Here is a 12212-nt window from a genome sequence, read left to right on the forward strand (position 1 = left end):
GCACACTTCCGCCGCTTCACTGGCCACTTCACCCCCCGAACCTCGCCCCTTCACCGGACCGCCCAGCGCCTCTTGCCTACTTCGCCACCCAACCGCAGCCCCCGCACCAGCCCGCCCGGCGCCACTCGCCGCTTCGCCACCCAACTGCAGCCCCCGCACCAGCCCGCCCAGCACCACTCGCCGCTTCACCACCCAACTGCAGCCCCCGCACCAGCCCGCCCAGCACCACTCGCCGCTTCACCACCCAAACCCCCAGCCCCGCACCACTGCAACCCGCCGCACTGTCCGCTCGATCCGCCGCCCCACCAGCCTCCCCCGCACCGCCCCGTAGGCTGCGCCCATGGAATTGCGCAGGATCTTCGCCGGTTTGGGCCGCAGCAAGGCATTCGCCGCGTTCGGCCAAGCGATGATGCCCGCTGACCGCCTGCTCCTCCGCATCAGCGGCGGCCGCGTAGGCGTAGGCGCGGCCGTCGGATTGCGCACCCTCCTGCTCACCACGATCGGCCGCACCTCCGGCGAACCACGCCAGGTCCCGCTGCTGTACGTCGAACGCCCCGGCGGATACGTAGTAATCGGCTCCAACTGGGGCGGCGAACACCACCCCGCCTGGACGGCAAACCTCCTGTCCCACCCCGACGCGACAGTCTCCGTCCACGGCCGCACCGTCCCCGTCCGAGGCCGTCTCCTGAAAGACGCCGAACGCCAGGAAATGTGGAACGCAGTCGCCTCCTACTGGCCCGCCTACGACCGCTATGCCGAACGCGCCGCCCACCGCGAAATCCGGGTCTTCCTCCTGGAACGCACAACCCCAGCCGCCTGACGGACTTGCTCCGTTCCGGATTCGACGGTCCTCCCGCCTGCTCCGCTTCGTTTCGTTTCGTTTCGTTTCGTTTCGCCAAGGCTCGCCCAGCCGACCTTCCCCGGCTGGATCCGCAGCCGGGAGCCGCACGCTCCGCGCGTGAGCGGCCCCGACAGCGACCCGGCTCACTAACTCCGGGCTCTCGACGATCAGCGGAGCCGCGCGGCGATGCCGTCCAGCAAACATTCGAGGCCAAGCTCGAACTGCGCGTCCTCGGCCGCCGCCGCGGCGACCTTCCGCGCGTCAGCGGAAGCATGCGCCTCCGCCGCCTGACCCGAGCCCGCCTGACCCGAGCCCGCCTGACCCAAGCCCGCCTGACCCGAGCCCGGCCGACCCGAGCCTTGCCGACCTGAGCCTTGCCGACCTGAGCCCTGCCGCTCTGTGTCCTGCCGACCCGTGTCGTCCTGGCCCGCGCCCTGCTGGCCCGAGCCCCGGCGGCCCGACTCGACCGCCCGACCGGCCCCGGCAACCTCGCGGTCCACCTCAGCACCCCGGCCAGCCCCAGCCTCGTCCACACCCGGCCGGGCACCCGGACTACCGACACCAACCGCCCGGCTCGATGCGTCCGGTTCCGCGTCCGATCCAGCACCGTCCGCACCGTCCGCACTGGTCTCACCCGCCGCGTCGTGCCGCTCGGCCAGGAAGCTCTCCAGCACCCGCACGAGCAACGGATACGGCCCGTCCTCCGACGGGACGTCGCCGAACCAAGCCCGCGCCTGCCGCTGCACGTCCACCACGTCGACGAACGCGTTGCGCTGCCACATCGCCCGCTCTTCCGCCCACTGCAGCGCCTGACCGGTGACGTACCCGTCGAGCAGCCGCGCGTACCCGAGCGCCGACGCGAGGTCCTGGCCCAGCCGGTCGAAGGTCGCCAGCACGAACTCGGTCCGCCGGCTCGCATTCGGCCCCGCCGGAGGTCGCTGGTGCACGAGCCGCGCGTACCACGGATGCCGCTTCGTCATCGCCCACGTGTCGACCGCGACGGCCGTCAGCTCGCTCCGCCAGTCCTCGCCCGGGACTTCTGGGGTGCGCACCTCGCCGTTCGCCAAGTCCAGCATCAGGTCCACCAGACCGTCTTTGCTGTGCACGTAGCGGTACAGCGACATCGGCGTGGACGCGCCCAGCTCCTTCGCCACTGCTCGCATCGTGATTGCCTCCGCGCCGCCGTGGTCGGCCAGGCGCACGGCCGCGTTGACGATGTCGACTCGTCCGAGGCCCCATCCGCGTTCCGGCGGCTCAGGCAACAGCCAAATCGGCGGTGTCGGCCCTTGATCTCCCATTCATCTCCCTGTCTCCAGCCCGCTTGCGTACACAGTACATCGTCATGTACAACGTACACAAGATGTACGACGTACACGGCCCTGGGGGTTATGAGATGACTGCACGAATTCCTGTTCTGATCTGCGGCGGAGGGATCGCCGGACTCACCGCGGCGCTGCTGCTGCACCGCGAGGGAGTAGCGCCGGTGCTGGTCGAGAAGCACGCTGGCACGTCCCCGCAGCCGAAAGCACGCCGGTTCAACCCGCGCAGCACCGAGGTGTTCCGCTGGCTCGGCCTCATGGACCAGGTCGAGCAAGCGAGCGCACCGCTCGCGTCGTTCACCGGAATGCTCTCCGGCACCACGCTGGCCGACGCGACCTGGCCGGAGGTCACCGAAACCTTGCGCGAACGGCTCGTCCAGCACTCGAAAATGCCCGACCTCAGCCCCGCGCCAAGCGTGTTGTGTCCGCAAGACGTGCTGGAACCGGTGCTGAGGCAGGCCGCGGTCGAGCGAGGCGTGTCGGTTCGCTTCGGCACCGAACTGGTGTCGTTCGAACAGGACGACACTGGGATCACCGCCCACCTGCGCCCGGCCGACGGCGAGCCGTACCAGGTCAGCGCCGAATATCTGATCGCGGCGGACGGCGCGCGCAGTCCGATCCGCACCGCGCTCGGGATTACGCGCAGCGGGCACGGACACCTGGCCGACAACCTCGACGTTTGCTTCCGCGCCGACCTCGCCGAACTCGTCCGGGACAAACCGTTCAACCTGTGCCGGATCGAAAACCCGGCTGCCTCCGGCGCGTTCGTGTCGGTCAACGGCACCGACCGCTGGCTCTTCTCCACCTCCGACTTCCCCGGGTCGGACTCCCTGGGCGAGGACGGCTGGCGGGAGTTGCTGCGCACTGTCGTCGGCGTGCCGGACCTCGATGTGGAAGTGCTCAGCCGGATGCATTGGGAATCCGGGATGTACGTGGCCGACCGCTTCTCCTCCGGGCGGGTCTTCCTGGCTGGCGACGCCGCGCACGCGATGCCGCCGATGGCCGCCGCGGGTGCGAATACCGCGATCGCAGACGTAGCCAACCTGGCCTGGAAGCTCGCCGCAGTGCTGGCCGGCACGGCGACCCCTGCCCTGCTCGACACCTACCACACCGAGCGGTACCCGATCGGGTACGCGACGGCGGAGTTCTCCAGCATGGCCAGCGGCCATCTCGGCACCATGCTCGCCACGATCACCAGCGAGGACGCGCCGCGCATCGACCCGCTCGCTGCGCTGTTCGGCGTGCAATACGAACAGGGTGCCTTCATCCCGGACGAACGCGGTCCCGCACCGGAAGACCGCTACGCCCCGGCCGGTCGCCCAGGCACCCGGGTGCCGCACGCCTGGCTCGACGCCACGACGTCCACAGTAGACTTGGCGATACCTGGCCTCACCTTGCTCTGCGGCCCGGACAGTGCTCGGTGGACGGCCGAAGCGAACCGGCTGGGCCTCCGCCTCGTCCCGGTCGCGGACGAGGCGTGGCTGGCCGAGACGGAACTGCCTTCAGACGGTGCGCTGCTGCTCCGGCCGGACGCCATCGTCGGCTGGCATTCCTCGTCGGAGGTCCCGCTCGCGGACGCCCTGTCGCGCCTGCTCAACACACCTGCGGAGGCAACCGTGTGATCCCTTCGACGGTGCTCGGGTTCGCCCGCCCCGCGCACTGAAGCTGCCCACCTGCGACGTATGAAAGGAGCATTGATCGAACACACCTGAGAGCGCGGACCCTCGGTGCCGGTACCTTGCCAGCCCGCTTCGGCACCCCCACCGGATGCGATCCGCCGCTGCTTCTCCTGACCAGGTCGAACCGCGCCACCGTGCCAGCCCGCACCTACCGCGGCTCGTGCCTGAAGGAGACCGCAGCAGCTGCCGCCGATGACAGCGAGGATCGCTGCGGCCCGCGCCAACGGCATGCTCCTGCGTGCGAGAGAAGTCCAGAGAGCCAGGACCAGGGTCAACGGAGACGCTGGAGCAGCTACCGGCTGTGCGTGAACGCTGGATGTGCAAGCAGATTGTGAGGGTCGCCGCCGAGGGTGCTCGGTGCCTCGGGCGACGAGAACCCTTCGCAGCCTGCATGAGGTGGAGGCCCGCTAGCGACCTGCGCGATCGTCCGCCGACCTGGCGCAGTCGGCACGTCGCGCGGCGTGCGCCAACCGACCTGGCGCAGTCGGCACGTCGCGCGGCGTGCGCCAACCGACCTGGCGTAGTCGGCACTTCGCATAGCCTGCGCCGACCGGCCCGATGTGGTCGGCACTTCGCGTGGCATGCGCGGACCGACTTGGAATGGCAGCACTTCGAGCGGCATGCACTGGCGTGCGCGCTCGTGTCCGCAGCAGGCCGGAGCGGCAATCGCCCGCCACGCGACCTGCGCTGGCAGCCTCGCCGCGAGCATCCCGAGCCGAGCGGCGCGGGCGGAACGGTCGCTGCACGTGCGGGGCAGTCGCTCCAAGCTGCCGTCACCACAGGCGTCGGTTCATTCAGCCCGTGTCAGTAGCCGCCCAGATAAGAACCGTCGCGTCAAGAAGCTGTCAGGAGCAACCGTCGAGTCGAGCAAAACCGCGTCAACAACCGTCGCGCCAAGCGGGCCGGAGCCGCCGCCCGCATCAGGATCGAACACAACCCCGTCAGGAGGAGACAAAACCGATGACGACCCCGTTCACTCGAACCGGGACGGGTCACCTGCCCCGTGCCGCACGACCTCCGCCTCTCCGGAGGAGAAGTCGATCACCGTGGTGGGTTCCACGCCGCAGTCGCCGGAGTCGATGACGGCGTCCAGTACGTGGTCGAGTTCTTCCTTGATCTCCCAGCCCTGGGTGAGGGGCTCGCCGGAATCGGGCAGCAGCAGCGTGCTCGACAGGATCGGCTCGCCCAGTTCGCCGAGCAGTTCCTGGGTCACCACGTGGTCGGGGATCCGCACGCCGACGGTCTTCTTCTTGGCGTGCAGCAGCCGCCGCGGGACTTCCTTCGTCGCCGGGAGGATGAACGTGTACGCGCCGGGGGTGCTGGCCTTGATCGCCCGGAACACCGCGTTGTCGATGTGGACGAACTGGCCGAGCTGGGCGAAGTCCTGGCACACGAGCGTGAAGTGGTGCCGGTGGTCGAGCTTGCGGATGGTGCGGATCCGCTCCATCCCCTGCTGGTTGCCGATGCGGCAGCCGAGCGCGAAGCACGAGTCGGTCGGGTAGGCGATGAGCCCGTCGTCGCGCAGCAGGTCGACCACCTGGGAGAGCGCGCGGCGCTGCGGGTTCTGCGGGTGCACGTCGAAGTAGCGGGCCATTGCCCGAGCTTAGGCGTGCCGGCCGGGCCGGGCGCGCGGGCTCTCCGGGGGCCGGGCATTGTGACGGGCGAGGAGGTACGTCCGTGCATGCTCTCTGGTCCACCGGCGAACAGTGGGAACTGCTGCCGCCGGTGCTGCTCGCCCTGCTGCTGAGCACGGTGATCGGCATCGAGCGCGAGGTCGGCAACAAGCAGGCCGGCCTGCGCACGCACACGCTGGTCGGCGTCGGGTCGGCGGTTTTCATGCTGGTGTCGAAATACGGTTTCGCCGATTTGCTCGGCATCGAGCACGTGGCGCTCGACCCGTCGCGGATCGCCGCGCAGATCGTGTCCGGCATCGGGTTCGTCGGCGGCGGGCTGATCTTCGTGCGCCGCGACGCGGTGCGCGGCCTCACGACCGCGGCGACCGTCTGGCTCGCGGCGGCCGTCGGGGTCGCGTGCGGTGCCGGACTGCCGGTGCTTGCTGTCGCGACCACCGCCGGGCTCGTCGTGATCACTCGCGGATTCCCGCCGCTTTCCCGGTTCGTCGCGCGCCATCGGCGGCAGCCGCCGATCCTTCGGTTGAGCTATAACGACGGGCACGGCGTGCTGCGGGCCGTACTCGCGGCTTGCACCGATCGAGGCTGGGCAGTCCACCGGGTGGCGGTCGATCGCGAGACAGTTTCCGAAGAGGGGCAACGGATCGCGGTCGTCACATTGCTGTTGCAGGGGCGCGGCGATCTCGCCGACCTCACCGCGGAACTGGCCGAATTGCCCGGCGTGCGAAGCACTGCGACGGGCACCGAAGACCCGCTCGAAGATTGACCCGCCCCAGGCTCCCACGGATCGCCGGACTTCAGGCACACTGGAGGCAGTGCGGAAACCCCGGTGCGGCAAGAAAAACGAGCGCCGAGGAGAAACCATCCAAATGGGAGGTGAGAGCATGGCCCCCGGCGGTGGCGAGGACCTGATGGCCGTCCGGCCGTCCTTCGACTCGGCTTGGCGCGGCTATCAGCGCGGCCAGGTCGAAGAATTCGTCACGTGGGTCGAGGCGGAATTCCGGCGCCTCGCCGCGGAACGCGACGCCGCGGCACACCAGGCGGCCGAACTCGCCGAGCGCAATCGCGAACTGCGCGCGACGGTCGACCGGATCAGCCGCACCCCCATCGAGCCGGACGCATTGCAGGAACGCTCGCGCCGGATGGTCGAGTTGACGCGCGAGGAAGCCGCAGAGATCACCGCCCGCGCCGAGGACACCGCCGCGCGGATCATCGCTGACGCCAAGGCAGAAGCCGTCCGTCTCACCGAAAAGGAACGCGCGCTCGTCGAAGCTGTCGCCGCGGATCGCGAGCAACAGCGGCGAAAACACGAAGATCTCCTGCGCCGCGCAGTCGAAGAACGCCAAGCCGCAGACGAAGCGGCGGCGAAGGAACGCAAACGGCTCGAAGAACACCTCACGCGCACCTTGGCCGACCGCCGCACCGACGCACTCCGCGAAATCGCCGACCGCACCGCCGCCGCCCGAGCCGAAGCCGACTCGCACGTCCGCCAAGCCACCGACCACGCGACCCGCATCGTCGCCGACGCCGAACAGCGGGTCGCCGAACTCGCCGCTGTCCAGCAACGGGTGAAAGCCGCCCTGCGCGGAGCCCGCGAACTACTGGCGACCGCGAACGCCGACCTCGCCCCGGACGGCACCCCCGTGCCGAATCAGCGACGTACCTCCGCACTCACTGAAGTCGCCGAGGCCGCCCCGACGGGCTAAACACCAGGCTCGAGTGGCACAGCATCTCTGCGGTCAACCCCCACGAACGCCGACGTCGAGCTGGTCCGACGCCGGGACCGGCACGCTCACCGACGTCACCGGTGCCGTCCCGATTGACCGAACGCCCCGCGCGCGGCGGCGTGCACGGCAGGCAACCACCGCGAAACTCCGACCTCTCGACAGCGGCCGGAATAGTCTCGGCGTCCGGGTGGCCCGCGATGATGGACCGAGAATGCCGTCAACCCGTGCCACACCGATGCCGAACCTCTGCGCTGAGCGAAGTCGTTGAGGTCGCCGCCACTGGCTGAACGCCCGCCCCGGATACGCCGGGTGGGTATACTTGACGGTGAACCAACGGGGATGCCGAGAAAAAGGGACGATGTGCGATGACCGGCTACGGCAGTGAACGAGAGGCCTACCTCAAGCGCCTTCGCCGGATCGAAGGGCAGATCCGCGGCCTGCAGCGCATGGTCGAGGAGGACAAGTACTGCATCGACATCCTGACGCAGGTGTCCGCGGCGACGAAGGCGTTGCAGTCCTTCTCGCTGGAGCTGCTCGACGAGCACCTGGCGACTTGCGTCGTCCAAGCGGCGGCTGCGGGCGGGGAGGAAGCGGACCTGAAGGTGCGCGAGGCCTCGGACGCGATCGCCCGGTTGGTGCGTTCCTGAAGTAGCTTCCCCAGTACGCGGCCCGCGCTCGGTGTTTCTTCCCAGTCGGGGAGATCATCGAAGCTCTTCGCAGCCGCAGATAGAGAACAAGTTCGGGTGCTCAGAAGCATGGGCTGGGGTCGGCGCGAACGAACCCTCGCCGCGGTTACCGGCTGGCTGAGGTGTTTCTGAGGTAGTTCCCGGCTGGTGGCGCACGGCGAGCCAGCAAGGCTGCTGCCACGACCGGGCCGATCAGCGCGGACAGCCATGCAGTCCAGCAGCTGGGGCAGGCGGCAAAACGGGCCAGCAGCGGAAACTCCCGCCGCTGGCCCGTCGCCGTTAAGCCAAGCCGAACCGGAACCGTCGCAGCAGATGGCCGGTCCCTCGCTGCGCCGCGCCGCCCGGAACCGCCGTCGGCCGTTTCCTGGCGCAACCGCACCGACCGAAACCGGCACAACCGCTCGCCGGTCCCAGGCACACCACGCCGACCCGGCACAACGGCTCACCGGTCCCAGGCGCGCCACGCCGATCCGAACAGTCGCGACTGCTCGCCTACCCCGGGCGCAGCAAGCCAATCCGAACAGTCACAACTGCTCACCGATCCCAGGCACAGCAGGCCAAGCCGAACGGTCACAACTGCTGGCTGGTCCGAGGCGCACCGCGCCGCCCGAACCGACACGGCCGCTCGCCGGTCCCAGCCACATTACGCCGTCCCTAACCGGCACGGCCGCTGGCGGTCTCAAGGCACATCAAAGCCGACTGAGACCGCCGCGGCCGCTGCGATGGTCCCGGCCAGGTCAGGCCGACCGGGGCCATCGCAGTCGCTGGCCCGTCCGCAGGCAAACCACGCCGACCGAAACAGTCACCATCACGGCCCGGCTCGACCCGACGCAGCCACTCACTGGTCCAGGCACATCACGCTGCCCGGAACCGCCGCAAGCGCAGGCTGTTCGAGACCACGAACACGGACGAGAAGGCCATCGCCGCGCCTGCGATCATGGGGTTGAGCAGGCCGAACGCTGCCAGCGGCAGTGCGGCGACGTTGTAGGCGAACGCCCAGAACAGGTTTCCCTTGATCGTGCCCAGCGTGCGCCGGGCCAGGCGGATCGCGTCTACTGCTGCGCGCAAGTCTCCTCGGACCAACGTCAGGTCACCGGCTTCGATTGCTGCGTCCGTTCCCGTGCCCATTGCCAGGCCGAGGTCGGCTTGGGCGAGGGCGGCTGCGTCGTTGACGCCGTCGCCGACCATGGCCACCACTCGGCCTTCGGCTTGCAGGCGCTTCACCACGGCCACCTTTTCCTCGGGCATTACCTCGGCGACCACCTCGGTGATGCCCGCGGCGTCGGCGATCGCTCGCGCGGCACCGGCGTTGTCGCCGGTCAGCAGCACCGGCTTAAGGCCCAGCGCGCGGAGTTCGGCGACGGCTTGGGCGGACGTCGGCTTGATCGTGTCCGCGACCACCAGCACGCCCCGGGCTACGCCGTCCCATGCGACGAAGACTGCCGTCGCGCCTCGTTCTTCTGCTGCGGTCTTCGCCGAGGACAGCTGGTCGTCGACCTTCACGCTCCAGTCGGCCAGGAAGGCTGCGCGGCCGGCGAGGACGGGTGTGCCGTCCACGAGGCCGGAGACACCTAGGCCTTCGGTGTTGCGGAACTCGGTCGCCGCCGGAAGGTCGCCGACTCGTTCGCGGGCGCCGTCTGCGATTGCTTTCGCGATCGGGTGCTCCGAGGCGTGCTCGACTGCCCCTGCGTAGCGCAGCAGCTCACGTTCCGTGACGCCCTCGCCGACGTGGATGTCCACCAGGCTCATTCGCCCGGTCGTGACGGTTCCGGTCTTGTCGAGCACCACGGTGTCGACCCGGCGAGTGGATTCGAGCACCTCCGGGCCCTTGATGAGGATCCCGAGCTGCGCGCCGCGGCCGGTGCCGACCAGCAGGGCGGTCGGGGTCGCGAGGCCCAGTGCACACGGGCAGGCGATGATCAGCACCGCTACCGCGGCGGTGAACGCCTCGGTCACGTTTCCGCTGGTCAGCAACCAGGTGATCAGCGTACCCACAGCCAGCACCAGCACGATCGGCACGAACACCGCCGAGACGCGGTCGGCCAGTCGCTGGACCGCGGCCTTGCCGTTCTGTGCTTCCTCGACGAGCCGGGCCATCTGCGCGAGTTGCGTGTCCGCTCCGACCCGCGTCGCGCGCACTGCGATCCGGCCGCCGACGTTCACCGTCGCGCCCGTCACGCCGTCACCCACTGCGACCTCGACCGGCACGGATTCCCCGGTAATCATGCTGACGTCGACCGCCGAACCACCGTCGGTAACCACACCGTCGGTAGCGATCTTCTCGCCGGGCCGCACCACGAACGTGTCCCCGACCCGGAGCTGGTCGACCGGGATCCGCTGCTCGCGGCCGTCGCGCAGGACCGTCACGTCCTTCGCGCCGAGTTCGAGCAGGGCCCGCAGCGCGGCACCGGAGCGCCGCTTGGACCTCGCCTCGAAGTAGCGTCCGGCGAGGATGAACGTGGTGACGCCCGCCGCGACCTCGAGGTAGATGTTGTCGGTTCCCGATCCCCCGGACACGCTGAACTCGAAGCCGTGCCGCAAGCCCGGCATGCCCGCCATGCCGAAGAACAGCGCGTACAGCGACCACAGCGTGGCGGCCGAGACGCCGAGCGAGATCAGCGTGTCCATCGTCGCCGCGCCGTGCCGGAGGTTGGTCCAGGCGGCGCGGTGGAACGGCCACGCACCCCAGACCACGACCGGCGCGGCGAGCGTGAGCGACAGCCACTGCCAGTTCGTGAACTGCAGCGCGGGGACCATCGCCAGCACGATCACCGGCACGGTGAGGATCGCCGAGTACAGCAGCCGGTCGCGCAGCGGCCGCGTTTCGTCCTGTTCGGGTTCTTCCGGCTTCTTCGGTTGCGGCGCTTGCGCGGTGTACCCGGTCGCTTCGACGACGCCCACCAGGTCGTCGACCGAAACGGTGGAGGGGTATTCGACGTGCGCCTTCTCGGTCGCGTAGTTGACGCTCGCGGTGACGCCGTCGACCTTGTTGAGCTTCCGTTCGACCCGAGCAGCGCACGACGCGCAGGTCATCCCGCCGATGGCGAGTTCGACCGACTGCACGGGGGCTGGTGTCGTGGTGCTCATGTCACTCCTTTTTACGCGACGACCTGGTAGCCGGCCTCAGCGACGGCGGCCTCGACGGCCTCGCGCGAGATCGGCTCCGCACTGGTGACCTTCACGGCGCCGGTGGCGAGGTCGACGTCGACCGTCTGCACGCCGGCCAGGCCGCCTACCTCCTCTTTCACCGATCCGACGCAGTGCCCGCACGTCATGCCCTCGACGGTGTAAGTCGTTTCGGTCATCGCCACACTCCCTATCGTCTCTCCGCTTGCTCCTCCTTTATACCCCTAGGGGGTAGTGGCATGCCAGGGGACCCTGTCGTGAACCCGGTTACCCGCCGGGAGAGACTGCAAGGATGCGGAAGATCTACGCGATCGGGATCGGCGCCGGCGACCCGGAACACCTCACGGTGCAGGCGGTCGACCGGCTCAATCGCGTCGACGTCTTCTTCGTGCTCGACAAGGGCAGCGCGAAGGCCGACCTGGTGCAGCTGCGCCAGGAGATACTGGAGCGGTTCGTGAGCCGTCCGGGGTATCGCGTGGTGAGCGCGAAGGACCCCGATCGCGACCGGAAGCCTGCCGACTACCGCACCGCGGTCGCTGACTGGCATCAGCTCCGCACCGACGTCTACGAGCGGCTGATCCGCGACGAACTGGCCGACGGCGAGACCGGCGCGTTCCTCGTCTGGGGCGACCCGGCGCTGTACGACAGCACCATCGCGTTGATCGAGGCCGTGCTGGCGCGCGGGAACGTGGCGTTCGACTACGAGGTCGTGCCGGGGATCAGCAGCATCTCCGCACTGGTGGCCCGGCATCGCACGACGATGAACCAGATCGGCCGCGCCGTGCAGCTCACGACCGGTCGCCGGTTGGCCAAGGGCTGGCCGAGTGACGCCGACGACGTCTTCGTGCTGCTCGACGCGCACACGACGTTCGATCAGTACGCGGATCAGGGGCTGTGGATCTACTGGGGTGCGTACGTCGGGACCCCGGACGAGATCCTGCTGTCCGGGCCGTTGGATGACGCTTTGGCGGCGAAGATCCGGGAGACGCGGGCCGCGGCTCGGGAGCAGCACGGGTGGATCATGGACACGTATTTGCTGCGCCGGCCGGAGTGAGGGCGGCGGGCCGTTCTCACGGTCCGCCGGTTTTTTGGGCATGAAAAAGGGGCGGAGCTCCGGGAAAACCTTTTCAGGTTCTCAACCGGAGCCCCGCCCCTTTTTCTTAAGTTAAGTTCGGCGGTGTCCTACTCTCCCACAACCCTTCG

The 12212-nt window shown here is 69.2% G+C and carries 10 protein-coding genes; 6 read left to right on the forward strand and 4 right to left on the reverse strand.

Annotation, left to right across the window (positions count from 1 at the left end; translation table 11 throughout):
- Positions 1 to 340: 340 nt before the first annotated feature.
- Entirely contained in the window at positions 341 to 820 is a 480-nt protein-coding gene (locus EIZ45_RS23105; protein WP_134663168.1) for a nitroreductase family deazaflavin-dependent oxidoreductase, read from the forward strand.
- A 188-nt stretch (positions 821 to 1008) separates the two neighbouring features.
- Here the strand turns inward: EIZ45_RS23105 and EIZ45_RS23110 are convergent, their stop codons facing one another.
- Positions 1009 to 2139, reverse strand: a complete 1131-nt coding sequence (locus tag EIZ45_RS23110) for a TetR/AcrR family transcriptional regulator (RefSeq protein WP_134663169.1) — start codon at positions 2137 to 2139, stop codon at positions 1009 to 1011.
- Between the two features lie 95 nt (positions 2140 to 2234).
- On the opposite strand from EIZ45_RS23110, the gene EIZ45_RS23115 reads away from it, so the two are divergent.
- Positions 2235 to 3782: an FAD-dependent monooxygenase gene (locus tag EIZ45_RS23115; protein WP_134663170.1), complete on the forward strand. Its 1548-nt coding sequence runs from the start codon at positions 2235 to 2237 to the stop codon at positions 3780 to 3782.
- A 1030-nt stretch (positions 3783 to 4812) separates the two neighbouring features.
- Here EIZ45_RS23115 and EIZ45_RS23120 read toward each other — a convergent pair.
- Positions 4813 to 5433, reverse strand: coding sequence for an L-threonylcarbamoyladenylate synthase (locus tag EIZ45_RS23120; protein WP_037814148.1), 621 nt, complete (start codon positions 5431 to 5433; stop codon positions 4813 to 4815).
- 83 nt (positions 5434 to 5516) lie between these two features.
- Between EIZ45_RS23120 and EIZ45_RS23125 the strand changes: the two genes are divergently transcribed.
- The 3 genes from EIZ45_RS23125 to EIZ45_RS23135 all read left to right on the forward strand — a co-directional run bounded on the left by EIZ45_RS23125 (position 5517) and on the right by EIZ45_RS23135 (position 7844).
- Positions 5517 to 6236 carry an MgtC/SapB family protein gene (locus EIZ45_RS23125; RefSeq protein WP_134663171.1) on the forward strand — a complete coding sequence of 240 codons (720 nt, stop codon included), beginning with the start codon at positions 5517 to 5519 and terminating at the stop codon, positions 6234 to 6236.
- Positions 6237 to 6354: 118 nt separating this feature from the next.
- Complete coding sequence (locus EIZ45_RS23130; RefSeq protein WP_134663172.1) at positions 6355 to 7176, forward strand: DivIVA domain-containing protein; 822 nt, start codon at positions 6355 to 6357, stop codon at positions 7174 to 7176.
- A 386-nt stretch (positions 7177 to 7562) separates the two neighbouring features.
- The gene (locus tag EIZ45_RS23135; protein ID WP_009081418.1) at positions 7563 to 7844 is read left to right on the forward strand and encodes a metal-sensitive transcriptional regulator; all 282 of its coding nucleotides are present in this window, start codon (positions 7563 to 7565) and stop codon (positions 7842 to 7844) included.
- Between the two features lie 894 nt (positions 7845 to 8738).
- On the opposite strand, the gene EIZ45_RS23140 is transcribed toward EIZ45_RS23135, so the two are convergent.
- Positions 8739 to 10970, reverse strand: coding sequence for a cation-translocating P-type ATPase (locus EIZ45_RS23140; RefSeq protein WP_134663173.1), 2232 nt, complete (start codon positions 10968 to 10970; stop codon positions 8739 to 8741).
- 11 nt (positions 10971 to 10981) lie between these two features.
- Positions 10982 to 11188: a heavy-metal-associated domain-containing protein gene (locus EIZ45_RS23145; protein WP_037814153.1), complete on the reverse strand. Its 207-nt coding sequence runs from the start codon at positions 11186 to 11188 to the stop codon at positions 10982 to 10984.
- Positions 11189 to 11301: 113 nt separating this feature from the next.
- On the opposite strand from EIZ45_RS23145, the gene cobF reads away from it, so the two are divergent.
- A complete protein-coding gene (cobF, locus tag EIZ45_RS23150; protein WP_134663174.1) occupies positions 11302 to 12063 on the forward strand; it encodes a precorrin-6A synthase (deacetylating) in 762 nt (253 codons plus the stop codon).
- Positions 12064 to 12212 lie beyond the last annotated feature (149 nt).

The sequence above is a fragment of the Amycolatopsis sp. CFH S0740 genome, from assembly GCF_004522315.1.
Lineage (GTDB): Bacteria > Actinomycetota > Actinomycetes > Mycobacteriales > Pseudonocardiaceae > Amycolatopsis > Amycolatopsis nivea.